Genomic DNA, 16,292 nt, shown 5'->3' on the forward strand with positions numbered 1-16,292 from the left:
CATACACTAAATAATTAGGGGGTTTTGAAATGCCTATATTTTCTTTTTTGTTATTTGTTTTTATAAGTAGCTTCACACCCGGTCCTAACAATTTTTTAGCTATGACATACGCTAATCAACATGGTTTAAAAAGGAGTATGCAATTTTGTTTTGGAGTAGCTTTCGGGTTTTTCATCCTCACTTCCTTATGTAGCTTCTTTAATATTGTACTAATTAATATCCTACCCATAATCGAATTCCCTTTAAAAATTTTAGGTGTAGCATATATGCTATATTTAGCTTTTAAAATACTCACTAGTAAAACTAGTACAGATTCCGATGAAAAACGTAATAAAAACTTATTTACAGTGGGGATTTTTCTTCAGTTTGTTAACCCTAAAGGGATACTATTCGGCCTGACTGTAGTGTCAACTTTTATTCTCCCTTACTATAATTCATATTCAAGTTTTCTACTCTTCTCATTATTTCTAGGTGTAGTCGGGTTAATGAGTACATTTAGTTGGAGCTTATTTGGTTCCATGTTCCAAAAACTTTTATTAAAACATACTAAATCTTTTAACATCATTATGGCCGTTTTATTAGTTTTTAGTGCTTTTTCAATTGTAATCAATTAAATTCAAACTCTAAGTTTTATTTCTGTTTAAAAGTATGATTTACAAATATAGCTGATATACCAAATGAACCTCCCGCTTACATGCATTACTTATTTAGTTTTAAGGCGGTAATCTTCTATATCTACTCTTATTCATACGAGATAAAATAAAAAGAGGATTACTCATTATAAGTAATCCTCTTTTTTGACTATTGATTTTTAAATATTCTGTTCCACTAAACTAAAATCTTTACTTAACTTCATACCACCAGCCTTTACGATCAAGGTAATCTGTCATTCCTTTAAGTTGCGCATCTGAAGTTGGTTCAGAGATAAAATATGTTAGACCATCCGATTGTAAGATGAAGTTAGCTGTCATTTTTAGTGACGTTAATGCTCCCATTACATCGGGGGTTTCATACGGTGAAAAAGCTCCTGATTGAATAATATTTTTTTGGGCTGGCGGAGTTGTCCCACCAGATTGCCCCGTTAACGCATAAACAATTGAATTTGCAATCTTATCTGGATTCCATTTTGACATATCTGCTTCATTATCGATAAATCCAAGTTCAATTAAGATCGCAGGTGCTTTCGTATTCGCTAATACATAAAGGTCTTTTCGCTCCTTCGCGCCACGATTTGACCAGCCAATATCTTTTGAAAGTTGCGCTGCTATCTTTGCTGATAAAGCTTGTTGGTCATAATACAGTACTTCAACACCATTAGCATTCGTATCATATGAGTTTAAATGAAATGAAACTACTAAGTCTACATCATGTGAGTTTGTTTTAGATACAATGTTATTTAAATTTTGCGCTTGTGTTGTCCCTACTTCATCAGTATCATCATAAACTGTATGCCCTAATGCTCTTAATTTAGCAACAACCGCATCCTTAACTTGGCGATCCATAATGTGTTCTTTCCGATTCCCATAATTTGCGCCCTGTACAATACTATTGTGCCCTGCGTGTAAACTATATCTAGCCATTGTTCCACATCCTTTTTTATTACTATATTCAAAGCTCGTCTTATTGTCTGGTCAAATATCCAGTACTTCTCCAGCAAACAAAATTTGGGCACTAATCTATTTTTTAATTTTTAATTCTAGATTATCTATTTTCTAAAATAAGCAACTTAAAAATAAAAACCACAACTAATATTTTTAAGTTGCGGCATTTACGTCTTTAAACTATTGATTTCAAAATCTTTTTATTATAATACAGAAAAATACGTTATAATATAACTTACTGTTCTTTAGGAGGGGTTTAATAACTAATAAATATAAATTTTTGATACTCATTGTTACAGCATTTTTTTCTTTCTTTTCTTTAATAAAAGATTTCCGTAACACTTCAAAAAGTTTCTTTTGGGGAGCTTTGCAATTTTAACGAGCTTTATATTATTATTAACTCCTGCTTTAGAATTAACTCCAATACTTCTCTATTCAGCACAGATGGCTCTTGAGATTATTACAATTCCACGTAAATTAATTTTTCCATCTGGCACTGAAGTTGCTAGTTTTTGCTAACAATTCATATATCTTAAAAAATCCAACTCTATATTTTTAATTATCTTTACAAATATAAAAATGCGGTTGCTCCTTCCTGGAGAAACCGCACCTTATTAAAGTTTTTATTAAATTTTAAACTGACTCGTATATAGATCAAAGTAAAACCCTCTATCTTCCATAAGAGATTCATGATTCCCTCTTTCCAAAATACTTCCATCTTTTATAACAAGAATTTGATCTGCTTTTTCAATCGTTTTCAGTCGATGAGCGATTACAAAACTTGTTCGACCTTTCATTAAATTATTTAGTCCTTCTTGAATTTGCAATTCTGTTCTCGTATCAATATTTGATGTTGCTTCGTCGAGAATTAATATATCTGCATCTGCTAAAATCGCCCGCGCAATCGCAAGAAGTTGTTTTTGTCCTTGACTTAAATTCGATCCTTCTGAAGCAATTTTTGTTTCATATTGATTCGGTAAATGTTTAATAAAAGAATGTGCAGATGCTGCCTTAGCTGCATTGATTACTTCATCATCACTAGCATCTAATCGACCATAACGAATATTATCCATAATCGTCCCAGCAAATAAGTACGTATCTTGTAAAACTACTCCTATTTTACTCCGCAACGAATTAATATCATAATCTTTTATATCTTTTCCATCGATATGAATTTGCCCTTGCTGTATATCGTAAAAGCGAGTTAGCAAATTAATGATTGTTGTTTTGCCCGATCCAGTTGGACCAACTAAAGCAATTGTCTCCCCTGGCTGTGCCTTAAGACTCACTTCTTTTAAAATCGTTTTATTTTCCTCATAACCAAATGAAACATTCTCGAGTGCAACATGCCCTTGTAAATTTTGTACAATGCATGCATCTTTTTTATTTTGAATTTCTGGTACTTCATCCATAATTTCAAAGACACGTTCTCCACCAGCAACTGCCGCTTGAATTGTATTCATTAAAGTGGCGAATTGACTTAGTGGTCTTGAGAATTGACGAGAATAATTAATAAAAGCCGCAATGACACCTACTGTTGTCATTCCATTTAAAACCATAACTGAACCAGCCCCAATTACAAGCCCCATACCTAAGTTATTTATAAAGTTCATACTTGGAAAAATAAAAGCTGAAAATGTATCCGCCTTCGTAGCTGAAACTCTTAATTGTTCATTAATTTTATTAAAAGTTTGTACGGTTTCTTTTTCTTTCCCATATAACGTTGTAACATCCGCTCCTGTTATAGCTTCCTCAATAAAACCATTTAATTCTCCTAAATCTCGTTGACGCTTTGCAAAGTTTTTACCACTATAAGTAACTAGTTTTTTTGTAACGAAAAACATAATAGGTACTGTAATTAAAGTAACAATCGCTAAAATCCAATCTAATGCGAACATCGCAATCGTTACACCTATAAAGGTTAATGCTGATGAAATAATTTGTACAACACTTTGCGTCAACGCTTGATTCAAATTATCTATATCATTTGTAACGCGGCTCATTAAATCCCCTTGAGAACGTACATCAAAGAACCGTAAAGAAAGCGTTTGGATTTTCTCAAAAATATCTTGTCGTATTTTTTGTATTGTTTTTAATGCAACGTTAACCATGACAAATGTTTGTAGCCAAGTTAACAATACTGTTACACCGTAAATCGCGATAAGTAACAAACACATTCTCGCCGTACCGTTTAAATCTTTCGGTACAATATATTGATCTATAATTACTCCCATTAAATAAGGACCTAATAACCCAAGTAACGTCGTAACAAATACTAAAAATATAACGAACGTAAGAGCAGCCTTTTGATACCCCATATAGTTCCATACTCGCAATACAGTTCCTTTAGTGTTTCTAGCTTCACCCATTTTAGGCGCGTTACGCCCACCTTTATTAGCAAACTGCCCTTGAAAATTACGCATGTTCTTTCCCACCTTCTTTATGTAAATTGCCACCTTGGGAAAGATAAATTTCTTGATATACCTCACATTGTTCTAACAATTCTTCATGTGTACCATCACCAACTAATTCACCGTTATCTAAAACGAGAATTTTATCAGCATCTATTATAGATGAGATTTTAGAGGCGATTAATAATGTTGTTGTTCCTTTATATTCTGTTCTTAATGCCGATTGGATGTTAGATTCTGATTTCGCATCAACTGCTGATGTAGAATCATCTAATATAAGAATGGATGGCTTTCTCACAAGTGCCCTTGCAATTGATACACGTTGTTTTTGTCCACCTGATAAATTCGTCGCACCTTGTGTTAAATGATATTGATATGAATCTTCCAACTTGTTAATAAACTCAGTCGCACAAGCTGATGAAGCCGCTACTTCCAGTTCGTCATTCGTTGCATTTTCTTTACCATAACGTAAGTTTTCTTCTATGCTACCTGAAAACAATAATGCCTTTTGAGGTACAAACCCGATTGAAGCACGGAGTTTTTGTAAATCGTATGCTCTAACATTTATTCCATCAATGCATACTTCCCCTTGATCAACATCGTATAAACGCGGTAACAGTTTTGCTAAAGTAGATTTACCACTTCCTGTAGAACCGATAATTCCTACTTTTTCACCTTTACATATGTTAAATGAAATATCTTTTAAAACATATTCATTATTTTTCGTGTAACTATAACTAACATTTTTAAAGTCAATTTCTCCCTCGATTTGCTTAGGTGCAACCGCATTTGTTTCCGTCGTAATATCAACCTCAGTATTTAAAACTTGCTGTACACGATCCGCAGATGGAAATGCTCGCGCGATTTGCATAAATACCATACTTATAGACATAAGTGACATTAAAATAATATTCAAATAGTTTATAAACGCTAAAATAGCTCCTACTTGAAGCGTTCCATCAAATACTTTTTCTCCACCAATCCATAATGTTGCGACAATCCCGCCGCTTACAACTAACATAATGATTGGCATCATTATGGAAATAAGCTGCACCGCTCGAATATTTATCTTCGTTAAATTTGTATTAACATCTCCAAACTGAGTAATTTCATATTTTTGTCTTACATACGCTTTAATAACACGTACTCCAGATAAATTTTCTTGTAGCTTTGTATTCACTTTATCTAATGCTTCTTGCACTTTTTTGAACGTTCCGCTCGCTTTACTTGCAATGAATATAATCGCAAGTAATAAAATTGGAACAACCACAAGTAATATAGGAAATAACTCGCGTGCTGTTACAAAAACAATTATTATACTTCCGATAAATAACAAAGGACCACGAACAAGTACACGTAATGTCATCGTCATCGCCGATTGAATAGAAGTAATATCATTTGTCACAATCGTTAATAATTTCCCAGTTCCAAATGAATCACGATTTTCACTAGAAAATGTTTCTACTTTCGCAAATACATCTTTTCGTATGTCTGTAGCGAAATTAACAGCTGCTTTTGTAGAATACATCATACACCCAAGTCCTCCAACTAAACCGAGTGCTGCAGCTCCTATCATAAGAAGCCCCATTTTTATTACATAATTCAAATCACGATTTGCTATCCCAACATCAATAATATGTTGCATAATAGTCGGTTGAATTAAGTCCATCGCAACCTCAAGTACCATAAATAATGGTCCAATAATCGCGAAGAACATGTATGGTTTTAAATACTGTAATAATTTGCGAAATGATTTCATACTTGATCTCCTTTTTCCTATGAAATTACCATTTAATAATTCATACCCTCCTTACTTAAGCCATATATTTTTTGATTTTTCCAGTACTTCTATTATATTATGCAAATTAATATTTAACATTATTAAATGATAAGCATTTATGACTTTCCGGTCAATAAATGTGCTTTGTATTATATAAATATAAAAACCGCATTCTTAATGAAAAGAATACGGTTTTTCATCTATATTTTTTCAGTTGTAAACTCTAAAAACTCAGTCTCAAATCCATTATTTTTAGAAGGACTACACGTGTAAAAACCTATTTTAACAGGCTCATTTCCTATATCCTCCATCAAATGAGCGATTCTTATTTGTTCCCATTGGTGGATCTTCTTCACATATATTGTATAATCACCACGTTTACGAACAATTCGAAAACGAAGTTGCTCGTTAGCTAATTCTGTTGGAAAGTCTTGTGTGGACCAATCGGAATATCCATTATTCGTTACGACAGCTCCTAAATGAGATGGACCATCTAGAATATATTCTAATGAAGTTTTCAGCCAACACTTTTCCGAAATCATAACAAAAAGACCAGCTTGATCGAATTTTGAATTTGGATTCATACGCAATTGAACTTCAGCTTGAAAATCTGTCATCATCTCAGTATAAAATACATGACCATTCATTACATCAAAACCATAATGTGTTTTAAGCCAAAAATCTGTTTCGGCTTTCGAGCGGACAATCAACGCATGATTGTTATTAAGCTTATAATATTCAGGTACATTCATTATAGTAAGTTGCGCAATATGTTCTGGTATATATGATATTTTCATAGTTCCTCCATAATAAAGCATCTGTATGCACATTTAAAATTCTACTAATACTGGGAATTTATAACCTTTCAAATCCAACTCTCTACTACTTCGAACCATTAAATACTTACTAGACTGTAATTCTGTAAACTGTACATCCTCAACCCCTAATTGATCTGGAGAGAAGTAAAATTCGATTTCTGTAAATCTTTCAGCGATTTCTCCGCATATTTCATCTAAAACTGGAATTACTGATGCAAACACCCCATATAATTTCAACTTTTCATTATCTACTTCATATACAATTAGAGCATCTAGTTTCTCTGAATAATACAATTTCTTATTCCATTCCGAATTGTACATATTCAAATAAAACGAAGGATGGAAGTTTAATGTTGAAAATTTATTTGAAAGCCTTTGGCTACTATCAATAGTTTCATGTATTAACTTTCTATCCTCTTCCATATAATAATCTAACTTTCTAAGTAAGGAATCATTATTATTCTTTTTATCATATAGAATAGTCATCAAATACTCCTGCACAACTTTAAACCCAAATGATGCATATAGTTCAGGTTTTTCCGTAAACAATAATGTACATTCACATTTCTTATCAATTTCTTCTATCATTTTACTTATTAATTTTGTCATGAGTCCTTGTCTACGAAAATTAGGGTGCGTCATTACCGATTGAATGCCCGCTGCATTTATTCTTTCACCATTTACTAGCAATGGTAGCGAAAATACCGCAACATTTGCAATCGCTTTATCGTCATGTAAAAATGATAAAGCTTTGTATGTATCATCCCAATAACCTCTCTCTGAAAAATCATTCAATGTTTGAATTGTAATTCCAAACACTTCTTCAAATAAAGGAAATAACTGCTCTCTTTTCGGTTCTTCTAAAAGAAGTTTTTCAAAAATTTCAACATTCCCCATGTTGTCCCTCCATACGTTAATTCCATCAAATTAGATTTAGTTATATAACCTGCTCTTAATGTAATAGGTCTTACCAATCAATATACTATCATAAAATATAAAAAAAGAGTCTAATTAATTTTATGTTTTGACTATTCGAAAATAAGTCGAATAAAACAATATTAAGATTTTTGAATATTAATAAGTTTATTATATAAAAATAGTGCTTTCTACTTCGTTTTTACTCATAGAAATGCACCATTTATAAAAAAATATTTTTTATTATTTTTTTCCTTCTAGTCTCTCCTTCGTATTAATTTCTTCCCCCCTCATTCGCTTTTCAAATGTATTTCTCCAACTTGTAGAAAGCGCATGTACTTCTAAGATCCTTTTTAGCCCTTCCATATTTTGTTTTTCCTTATGCATAATACGATTAGCAAATGCTACTGTAACACCTTTCGGATCAGACTTTATTAACTTTAACGTATCAACAGGTGATACCCAGCCTTCTTCTAATACACGAAAATAAAACCCTGTATATCCTGTTTCTTGAAAATATAATGGTAATTTTGGAATATTGTATTTCTTTGCTAATTTAAAACAAGGTTGTCTTGGCTGCGTTACTTGTACAATTGCTTCTCCAATTTGAAATGTATCACCAATGCAAACATCCTCTTCACGCATATCACTAATTGTTATATTTTCTCCGAATGCTCCATATGCAAGACCTTGATTCAACTCTTTTTCCCAATAGCCATAATGTTCCGCCGAATATACGCACACCGCTTTATCTACTCCGCCATGATGAACCAAATCCGCCTGACCATCCCCATTAAATTTTACAAAGGATAAAAACACCGCTCCCTTTACTTGTTTCTTATTTATGCCTGTATGAATTACCTTTCCGCCGTATGTAACCTCTTTTGGTAACCCTATATTTAAAGATAGTACCTCATATACTTTATTCATCTTAATCGCTCCTCTTACTTACCCCACAATTTTTCAATAGATTAATTTATACTTTCAAACTCTCTGTCTATTTTTCATTTAAAATGACAAAAGGTCAGCAAATGTAATAACCACTCAAATATCCTTGCTCCGATACTTATCTATCCTTACTTCAAAAACTTTTCAATCCCTCTCTAATAAAGTGATTATAAGCTCAACACAATCATTGTTCAATCCAATTATTTATATAATAATGATAGGTATAACCTATCATTAAACTTGAGGTGATTCCAATCGAATTAAGACAACTTGAATATTTTTTAGCTGTTTCAAAAGAATTGCATTTCACAAAAGCAGCTGAGAAACTAAATATTTCACAACCTTCTCTAAGTCAGCAAATACGTGCATTAGAACATGAAGTAGGAATGCCGCTTTTCGATCGCATTGGTAAAAAAATATCTTTAACTGATGCAGGAAGGATTTTATTATTACATAGTAAAACCATTTTTCATGAAGTCGAACAAGCTCGTTCTGCTATTCAAGATTTAAACGGATTACAGCAAGGTACCTTAACAATTGGATCTTTGCTAACCGTCGTAAATTATTTACTACCATCAACTATTTTAAATTTTAATCATTTATATCCCAATATAGAACTTTCTGTATTAGGGCTTCGCACCGGAGATATTCGTGAAAAATTATTACAAAATGAACTAGACATTGGCATTACATTTCTCCCGGTGCAAGATAAGGAGATTATTTCTATCCCTCTATACAAAAGTGAACTTACATTAGTCGTACCGACTGGTCATCGATTAGATGAACGTAATCATGTATCTATTGCTGAATTACAGAACTACCCTTTAATTCTATTACCTAAAAATTTCTTTTTAACCGAACTAATTACATCTCATTGTCAAAAATTCAACTTTAAACCAAAACCAATTTTAGAAATTAGTACGATGGAATCTTTAATCCAAATGGTTTCAAAAGGAATGGGAATTACAGTGTTACCAAAACCTTATATAGACTTTTTACAAAATAAAAGCATTCAAGCTATTAAGATAGAAAATCCTACTCCCACAATTGAAATAGGACTTATTTACAGAAAAGATAAATATATGTGTGCTGCAACTCGAGAATTTATTGAGCAACTAAAAAGAACAGTACGCTCTTTACAAAGCTAAACGAACAAAAGAGATTATCCTATGAACCCGTTTCACAACGACTTAGTAGAATAACCTCTTTTCAAAACAAAATATTTAAACTCATATAAATGTCAATGTACCTTTTTAGTTATTGGAATATATTTCGTAAAATATGCTCCAACGAGCAATAAAACAATTGAAATGAACCAAACAAAAATCCCGCCAAAGTTAAACCAATATGCAAACAAATTTAAGATTGCTAGTGTAAAGAAACAAATTGAAGTTAACGCGCTCTTCAATCCTTTTACCCCTGCTTTTTTTCTTTTTTCGTAAGTAATATACATTGAAACGACAACAAGTAAGATAAAAACAACCGGTAACATAACTTTTAGCAATGGCATTCCCTCCTGTATGTACGCCTCGCTATTACCATATTACCCCATTGCTCTTTTTGGAATCAATTAATAACGCTCTTCTCTCCAAAAGTCAGCATACGTTTTATTTTTAAATTTCACATTCACCTTAGAAAAAGATAGACTTTCTCCAACTTTCAATGAGTACCAGTCGTTTAAAAGTGGAGATCCGTAGCAAATATTCATTGTACGATTATGTAAATCAAATAAGACAGAATGTAAAGTTCCAAACCATTCTTCATAATTGTGTACTGTCAGCCCAGTAGGATACTCTTTTTCTACTAATCCTTTTAAAGACTCCATACTCATTTGTTCATTTCTATTTAAATGATCATACAATGTGTGATATCTGTTTGTAGATTGTTCTAATCTTCTATTATTCAATTTTTGAATAGGTAAACTGATCGCATGGTTTGTTGATACGATAAAATCTTGGTTTTCCTCATCAATTGTGGTTATTGATTTAAAACCGTCAAATATTTCAATTCTTGCCGCGTCTAATGGATCCGTTACAATTAGATTAATATTACTTGCAATCGGCATTTCAACTATAAGTGATTTCGCCTCCTGCACATTTTTACATTTCTCCAATAATACTCGAATTACCGCAAAACATTGTAAACCACTTAACACTGGCTTTCGTAAACCTGCAATATTTCCTACCGGTTGACCACATGCTGAAAATGTAACAGATAACCCATGCTCGTTAACTCCTTCTGTTCGTCCAAAATATTGAGTAGAAAAGCCACTATGCACATATGCACCTTCAACATGTGTCGAGCAGAAACGCATATCATCTATTTTTGGCGACAAATCATAATTTCTTAATACATATGTGTGCTTTAAATCTGTTTTTTTAGGTGATACGACACAATGACTACATCCTGCTTTTAATAATGTTTGATAATAATACATCATTTGTTTAGCAGGAATTTTCAACACTTCACAAAAGCCTTCAATTTCTTCATTAATTCCAGGACAATATTGATTTAATATATTTCTAGATTCTGTCCAATAGTTATTTGATATTAAATGTTCTTTTTGTATAAATTGCGGAATAAGGTACGGATGATTTTTCACAAACTCCCCTTGTTGCTTTCCAATATCATAATGACTTCCTTTTAATGATGAAAAATACCCCTTTACTTCATACATCACATTTCCCCCTCGCATTGATTATATCCATATCATACCAAATGAATTTTATTCATTCTTGATGTTTTTTACTATTCCCCCCTTAAAACAATCCCATTTAAAAATCTCTTCTAATAATTATTTGATAGATAACTAGACACTTGTTAATATTACCGTAATAGCTTTATTTCAAAATAAAGTAGTTTTATATTAAATGAACAAAATTCTATATTGAATCTACTTATAATTAATCAACTAATTATTGTGATAAAAACTTATTTTACGTTACAAAAGGAGAACATATTTATGGGCATTTGCAAACCGATTGATGAATTAACGATTGAAGATTTGAAACAAAACCCAATATGGGAATGGGCAATAGATGAAGAAGAAAACGAAGAATATGATGAAACATGGGTGAAACCAGCGTCAACAACTAACTTTACAGAAGAGTTAAACGGTTCAATAGTACTTGGCGAATTATTCTTACATAATGACGAAAAATTCTCTATGATGTGTGAAATTGATATAAAACATGAAGAGGTATCAATTAGATCTGTTGTTTACTATAATGAAACAGAAGATGAGTATATCGCTATAGAAGATGTAGTAAAAAAGCTTGAACTACCTGTAACAATTCATATAAATCTTACTATTAACGAAGAACATAAAACGTTAATATTTTCCGCGAATAAGATAGATATTTATAAAAACTCTATAAAAACTCTATAAAAACTAATTTATATTAAGTTTTCACAAAAATAAGAACTAGGAATCTATAGTTTCCTAGTTCTTATTTTTGTGTAATTCTATACTAAATAATACCTTCCTCTACTAACGTCTCTGCAATTTGAACTGAGTTCCAAGCAGCCCCTTTTAATAAATTATCGGAAACAATCCAAAGATGGAACCCTTTTGGCGTATCAGGGTCTTTTCTAATTCTCCCGACAAATGTATCTATTTTCCCCTCTGCATATAATGGCATAGGATACAGCTGTTCACTAGGATTATCTTGCAATATAACACCTGGTGCATCCAGCAACACTTCTCTTATTTTTGCAACAGTTGCTTCTTTTTCAAGTTCTATATAAACCGATTCTGAGTGCCCGAATACGACCGGAACACGCACACAAGTAGCTGCCATTTTCAAGTTTTGGTCCTCCAAAATTTTCTTCGTTTCTTGAATCATTTTTACTTCTTCAAATGTAAAATCATTATCTGTAAATATATCTACTTGAGGCAATACATTAAACGCAATCGGATAGTGTTTTTTATCTTTTTTCGCTGGCAGTATAGTACTCTTAACCTCTTCACCTTCAAGCATTGACTTTGCCTGTTCTTTTAATTCATGAATCGCATGAATTCCTGAACCTGACACAGCTTGGTATGTGGAAACAATAATTCGTTCCAATCCGAATACTTTTCGAATTGGTTGAAGTGCCGTCACCATCTGTAATGCTGAACAATTCGGAACTGCTATGATACCGTTATGCTCCTTTAAAGTGTGCGCATTTACTTCTGGAACAACGAGTGGTACATCGTGCGCCATTCGGTATTCACTTGTGTTATCAATTACGATGGCACCACTAGTGACTGCGTGATTAACAAATCGTTTTGAAACTTCTCCTCCAGCGCTAAAAAAGGCAATATCTACACCTTCAAAACTAGTTGTTTTTGCCTCTTGTATTATTATCTCTCGTCCTTGAAACTGCACTACCTTACCAGCGGATCGTTTTGACGAAAGCAATGTAACTTCAACTATATTAAAATTAGTTTCTTTCTCTAACAGTTCAATAATTTTCTGTCCAACTGCACCTGTAGCACCAACTACAGCTACATGATAGCTCTTTTTGATCATCATTTCTCCTCCAATATAACTTAAATGAATATTTCTATAATTTCATTTTATAAAGAATTTAATCATTTGGAAAATTGAAATACGTGATATAATCATTCACAAATCATGATAATAAAAGAGGGATTGCTTATGGAAATGAGACATGTTAAAACTTTTTGTGCCATCGTTAAGTATGGTAGCTTTTCTAAAGCTGCTCATGCGTTAGGTTATGCGCAATCTACTGTAACAGCGCATATGAAAGCATTAGAAAACGATTTACACCTCCCTCTTTTTGATCGATTAGGGAAAAAAGTACTTCTTACAAAAGCAGGTCATCAATTTCATCCTTATGCCCTAGAGTTACTTGCTATTTATGAAAAAGCACAAGAAATTCCTCAAAATAGTGATAATTTAGAGGGAACATTAAGCATTACATCTAACGAATCATTAGCAGTGTACCGATTACCACAATTATTACGTACTTACAAACAGGAAAATCCGAAAGTAAATATCGTACTGGAAACAAATACAAACGAACAAGCAATGAATAAGCTACGTGAAGGAGAAACAGATGTTATTTTCATAATTGGAGAAAGTACAGAACATAATGATTTTATTACGCGTACATTTAGTAATGAAACATTTGGATGGATTTTACCTCCCCATTATTCTACACAATCTAATCCGTTTTGTTTATTAAAGGATACTCAGTTTATTTTTACCGAACAAAGCTGCGGCTATAGACCAATGGTAGATCATTTTTTACGTCAAAGCGGGAATATTCCAGCTAAAACATTTGAAACTTCCAACGTTGAAGTCATTAAACAATCCGTTATGTGTGAGTTAGGAATTTCAATTCTTCCTTACATCGTTGTACAAGAAAGTTGTCAAAAAGAGCAACTCAGTTTTCAGCCTATTGAAACTCCAACAGTTATTCAAAGCCATGTAATCTATCATAAATCTAGATGGATTTCACCCGTTTTACAATCGTTTCTTTCCTTACTAGAGCGAGACTAAAAGGTGCACAAAAAAAGAGTAACTGCCTAATAAGCACTTACTCTCTTCCAATATTATCTTATTTATTAGTCTGTCCCCCATCTGCAATTAATTGACTACCCGAATATGTACCTTTTTGCATAAACACTTGATTAATTAACTCTTTTTGTTCCGCTTCTGACATTACTCCTTTTCCTTCGCCTAAATTCCCGCTTTGTAATTTCCAAATCTTATTGTGATCCGAATCAATCTTTTCATATTTTCCTTGTTTCCATCTCTCTAAAATGTCTGCATATGTATTTCCTTGTACAAGATCATTGCTCTTTACAATATCAAGTAAACTTTCAATACGTTCTTGTGTAATAAAAATATAGCCCCACTTTTGATCAGCTTTCGTTTTTTGATGTGCCATTTCATGTAATGCTGTCTGTATGTTCTCATCTGTCCATTTAAAATTTTTATTAAATCCACTATTCGGTAATGAATGATTGCCATTTTCTAAAACCTTTGCATCTTCAGCTTTTACATTACTATCAGCTAGTACTTCTACTGCCGGAGCAGCTGGTGATGCCTTTTTCGCAGCTGGTTTACTATTATTTAGATAATACAGCATACCATATGTTACACCTACGCCGATTACCGCCATACCAGCTAAAATACCTATTATTTTAAAAAATGTTTTCATCTTGCTTGTTTCCTCCCACATATCCCATTCATATTTTCTATTTCTTGAACCACATATATATTTCCTTATATTATATTTCTTTTCTTTATCAATTGAAAGATTATTCTGTCAAAATATCCATTTTTTTCAAATGCAGATCCATCTCTAAGCATTTCGTTTTAATTTTATAAAAATATATGCTAGCCTACACATATAAAGGAGATGAATAAATATGAGTTTATTGTATAGCGGTTTAACTTTTTTAAACTTTGACGATACATATTTATTACAAAATAAACTTCATTCTTATTCACATGAAGATATTGATTTTAGTCATTTAGAGCACACAAATCTATATTGCGAGACCCCTTCTTTAATGCATATAAAAAGGGAGTTATGTCGTAGAGAGCAAAAAGGAATCACTTTTATCGGTTCTGGAAATTATCACTATGTATCTTATTTACTACTAAAAGAAATAGATGAGCCATTTACCCTTATTTTATTTGATCATCACACTGACATGAACTTAAAAGAAGAAAATGAACATACTCTTATTTCTTGCGGGTCATGGGTATCGTTCGCTCTTCAAAATAACCCGAAATTAAAGAAAGTAATTATTATTGGACCTTCTTCTTTAACAATTCATTCTAATGATTATTCATGCGTAGAAGTGTTCCCGATAGATATATCTAATGAAGTATCTGCACATACGATACTTTCGCATATTCATACAGATACTATATATGTAAGTATTGATAAAGATGTTTTAGATTCAAAAGTAACTATTACAAATTGGGATCAAGGACATATGAAACTCTCTACACTATTAAAATGTATTCATTCTCTTATTAGGAATAAGAATGTTTATGGTATCGATATTTGTGGTGAACTACCGGTTTATCCTTCTCAGCTCTTTCTAGCTAAATATACAAATGCTATTAAGAAAAATGAAAAAGCAAACTTACAAATTTTAAAATCAATATATAATACATAAAAAAATAACGAGTACCTTATAAGGCACTCGTTGTTTTTATGCACGATGTTCTTTTAACCACTTCGTAATCGCATCTAACCTCGAAACATCAAAACGTCTCTCTTCACATACATTTAAACTGTTTAAACTTTTCACAATTTCTAATTCATTCGATTTTACACTTTTCGCATCAATCATTTTGCAATACCCGTCTGTAACAGCATTTAAATTTTCATAATAACGTTGAAACGATTTTAATATATGTAAATGTTTTTCAAAGTTTCTTCTTCTTTTTGTCTTGTCACATTCTTTCCGTTTTCTAAGTTCTTCATCATTCGTATATAAATAAAAATATTGATCGGGAAAACCAATTTCCCTATGTATCAGCTTTTCTTTATAAAAGTTTTCTATTAAAGATAACGGCTGATTAAATATATCAAAATGGAAACACCAATTATAACTAAGTGGTTGATAAATGTCGCCATCAAGTATTACTAATTCATATTGCTCTGATTTCTGCGCTGCTATTTTCCAGCGCTCTACTTGTTTTTCAAAATACCATGTTCTATGTTCGTTTTTTAGTATTTCAAACAATAAATTCACTTCAGGTATAATGTACGCACCATAATTTTTTTCTAATTCACGACACGTGCTACTCTTACCAACCGCACTTGCGATATGTCAATACGGCAA

16 protein-coding genes and 1 pseudogene are annotated in these 16,292 nt (G+C 32.2%); 6 read left to right on the top strand and 11 right to left on the bottom strand.

Translation table 11 applies throughout. The features are described 5' to 3' along the window. The first annotated feature begins 29 nt into the window (after positions 1 to 29). The gene (locus QCI46_RS15390) at positions 30 to 614 is read left to right on the top strand and encodes a LysE family transporter (protein ID WP_353840764.1); all 585 of its coding nucleotides are present in this window, start codon (positions 30 to 32) and stop codon (positions 612 to 614) included. Positions 615 to 842: 228 nt separating this feature from the next. On the opposite strand, the gene QCI46_RS15395 is transcribed toward QCI46_RS15390, so the two are convergent. After that, entirely contained in the window at positions 843 to 1,580 is a 738-nt protein-coding gene (locus QCI46_RS15395) for an N-acetylmuramoyl-L-alanine amidase (protein ID WP_353840765.1), read from the bottom strand. Between the two features lie 280 nt (positions 1,581 to 1,860). Here QCI46_RS15395 and QCI46_RS15400 point away from each other — a divergent pair. Next, positions 1,861 to 2,120: pseudogene (locus QCI46_RS15400) on the top strand (hypothetical protein). 107 nt (positions 2,121 to 2,227) lie between these two features. On the opposite strand, the gene QCI46_RS15405 reads toward QCI46_RS15400, so the two are convergent. The 5 genes from QCI46_RS15405 to QCI46_RS15425 all read right to left on the bottom strand — a co-directional run bounded on the left by QCI46_RS15405 (position 2,228) and on the right by QCI46_RS15425 (position 8,455). After that, positions 2,228 to 4,024: an ABC transporter ATP-binding protein gene (locus QCI46_RS15405; protein ID WP_046955864.1), complete on the bottom strand. Its 1,797-nt coding sequence runs from the start codon at positions 4,022 to 4,024 to the stop codon at positions 2,228 to 2,230. After that, positions 4,017 to 5,771, bottom strand: coding sequence for an ABC transporter ATP-binding protein (locus QCI46_RS15410; RefSeq protein ID WP_353840766.1), 1,755 nt, complete (start codon positions 5,769 to 5,771; stop codon positions 4,017 to 4,019). Before QCI46_RS15410 ends, QCI46_RS15405 begins: the two co-directional genes overlap by 8 nt. A gap of 221 nt (positions 5,772 to 5,992) precedes the next feature. Next, positions 5,993 to 6,589, bottom strand: a complete 597-nt coding sequence (locus QCI46_RS15415) for a DUF1349 domain-containing protein (RefSeq protein WP_353840767.1) — start codon at positions 6,587 to 6,589, stop codon at positions 5,993 to 5,995. A gap of 33 nt (positions 6,590 to 6,622) precedes the next feature. After that, complete coding sequence (locus QCI46_RS15420; protein ID WP_353840769.1) at positions 6,623 to 7,507, bottom strand: GNAT family N-acetyltransferase; 885 nt, start codon at positions 7,505 to 7,507, stop codon at positions 6,623 to 6,625. 261 nt (positions 7,508 to 7,768) lie between these two features. Then, complete coding sequence (locus tag QCI46_RS15425; RefSeq protein WP_353840770.1) at positions 7,769 to 8,455, bottom strand: MOSC domain-containing protein; 687 nt, start codon at positions 8,453 to 8,455, stop codon at positions 7,769 to 7,771. Between the two features lie 263 nt (positions 8,456 to 8,718). Between QCI46_RS15425 and QCI46_RS15430 the strand changes: the two genes are divergently transcribed. Next, positions 8,719 to 9,621, top strand: coding sequence for a LysR family transcriptional regulator (locus tag QCI46_RS15430; RefSeq protein ID WP_353840771.1), 903 nt, complete (start codon positions 8,719 to 8,721; stop codon positions 9,619 to 9,621). A 92-nt stretch (positions 9,622 to 9,713) separates the two neighbouring features. Here QCI46_RS15430 and QCI46_RS15435 read toward each other — a convergent pair whose 3' ends face one another. Further along, the gene (locus QCI46_RS15435; RefSeq protein ID WP_353840772.1) at positions 9,714 to 9,977 is read right to left on the bottom strand and encodes a hypothetical protein; all 264 of its coding nucleotides are present in this window, start codon (positions 9,975 to 9,977) and stop codon (positions 9,714 to 9,716) included. Positions 9,978 to 10,043: 66 nt separating this feature from the next. Further along, positions 10,044 to 11,150 carry a C45 family autoproteolytic acyltransferase/hydrolase gene (locus QCI46_RS15440; protein ID WP_353840773.1) on the bottom strand — a complete coding sequence of 369 codons (1,107 nt, stop codon included), beginning with the start codon at positions 11,148 to 11,150 and terminating at the stop codon, positions 10,044 to 10,046. A 285-nt stretch (positions 11,151 to 11,435) separates the two neighbouring features. On the opposite strand from QCI46_RS15440, the gene QCI46_RS15445 reads away from it, so the two are divergent. Beyond that, a complete protein-coding gene (locus QCI46_RS15445; protein WP_353840774.1) occupies positions 11,436 to 11,861 on the top strand; it encodes a hypothetical protein in 426 nt (141 codons plus the stop codon). A gap of 82 nt (positions 11,862 to 11,943) precedes the next feature. Here the strand turns inward: QCI46_RS15445 and QCI46_RS15450 are convergent, their stop codons facing one another. After that, a complete protein-coding gene (locus QCI46_RS15450) occupies positions 11,944 to 12,987 on the bottom strand; it encodes an aspartate-semialdehyde dehydrogenase (protein ID WP_353841881.1) in 1,044 nt (347 codons plus the stop codon). A 129-nt stretch (positions 12,988 to 13,116) separates the two neighbouring features. On the opposite strand from QCI46_RS15450, the gene QCI46_RS15455 reads away from it, so the two are divergent. After that, positions 13,117 to 13,983 (top strand): LysR family transcriptional regulator, encoded by an 867-nt coding sequence (locus QCI46_RS15455; protein ID WP_353840775.1) that lies wholly within the window; start codon positions 13,117 to 13,119, stop codon positions 13,981 to 13,983. Between the two features lie 58 nt (positions 13,984 to 14,041). On the opposite strand, the gene QCI46_RS15460 is transcribed toward QCI46_RS15455, so the two are convergent. Beyond that, complete coding sequence (locus QCI46_RS15460) at positions 14,042 to 14,668, bottom strand: PRK06770 family protein (protein WP_353840776.1); 627 nt, start codon at positions 14,666 to 14,668, stop codon at positions 14,042 to 14,044. A gap of 190 nt (positions 14,669 to 14,858) precedes the next feature. Here QCI46_RS15460 and QCI46_RS15465 point away from each other — a divergent pair, with 190 nt between their 5' ends. Next, positions 14,859 to 15,620 (top strand): arginase family protein, encoded by a 762-nt coding sequence (locus QCI46_RS15465; protein ID WP_353840777.1) that lies wholly within the window; start codon positions 14,859 to 14,861, stop codon positions 15,618 to 15,620. 36 nt (positions 15,621 to 15,656) lie between these two features. Here the strand turns inward: QCI46_RS15465 and QCI46_RS15470 are convergent, their stop codons facing one another. Then, positions 15,657 to 16,277, bottom strand: a complete 621-nt coding sequence (locus tag QCI46_RS15470; RefSeq protein ID WP_353841882.1) for a chloramphenicol acetyltransferase — start codon at positions 16,275 to 16,277, stop codon at positions 15,657 to 15,659. Positions 16,278 to 16,292: the final 15 nt, after the last annotated feature.

Origin of the sequence: Bacillus cereus group sp. RP32, assembly GCF_040459735.1 — a bacterium.
Lineage (GTDB): Bacteria > Bacillota > Bacilli > Bacillales > Bacillaceae_G > Bacillus_A > Bacillus_A wiedmannii.

Excerpts from the sequence above, each read along its gene's own strand:
- QCI46_RS15415 (WP_353840767.1), bottom strand. The coding sequence starts at position 6,589 with ATGAAAATATCATATATACCAGAACATATTGCGCAACTTACTATAATG.
- QCI46_RS15405 (WP_046955864.1), bottom strand. The coding sequence starts at position 4,024 with ATGCGTAATTTTCAAGGGCAGTTTGCTAATAAAGGTGGGCGTAACGCG.
- QCI46_RS15460 (WP_353840776.1), bottom strand. The coding sequence starts at position 14,668 with ATGTGGGAGGAAACAAGCAAGATGAAAACATTTTTTAAAATAATAGGT.
- QCI46_RS15465 (WP_353840777.1), top strand. The coding sequence starts at position 14,859 with ATGAGTTTATTGTATAGCGGTTTAACTTTTTTAAACTTTGACGATACA.
- QCI46_RS15395 (WP_353840765.1), bottom strand. The coding sequence starts at position 1,580 with ATGGCTAGATATAGTTTACACGCAGGGCACAATAGTATTGTACAGGGC.
- QCI46_RS15455 (WP_353840775.1), top strand. The coding sequence starts at position 13,117 with ATGGAAATGAGACATGTTAAAACTTTTTGTGCCATCGTTAAGTATGGT.
- QCI46_RS15425 (WP_353840770.1), bottom strand. The coding sequence starts at position 8,455 with ATGAATAAAGTATATGAGGTACTATCTTTAAATATAGGGTTACCAAAA.
- QCI46_RS15445 (WP_353840774.1), top strand. The coding sequence starts at position 11,436 with ATGGGCATTTGCAAACCGATTGATGAATTAACGATTGAAGATTTGAAA.
- QCI46_RS15410 (WP_353840766.1), bottom strand. The coding sequence starts at position 5,771 with ATGAAATCATTTCGCAAATTATTACAGTATTTAAAACCATACATGTTC.
- QCI46_RS15420 (WP_353840769.1), bottom strand. The coding sequence starts at position 7,507 with ATGGGGAATGTTGAAATTTTTGAAAAACTTCTTTTAGAAGAACCGAAA.
- QCI46_RS15450 (WP_353841881.1), bottom strand. The coding sequence starts at position 12,987 with ATGATCAAAAAGAGCTATCATGTAGCTGTAGTTGGTGCTACAGGTGCA.
- QCI46_RS15390 (WP_353840764.1), top strand. The coding sequence starts at position 30 with ATGCCTATATTTTCTTTTTTGTTATTTGTTTTTATAAGTAGCTTCACA.
- QCI46_RS15440 (WP_353840773.1), bottom strand. The coding sequence starts at position 11,150 with ATGTATGAAGTAAAGGGGTATTTTTCATCATTAAAAGGAAGTCATTAT.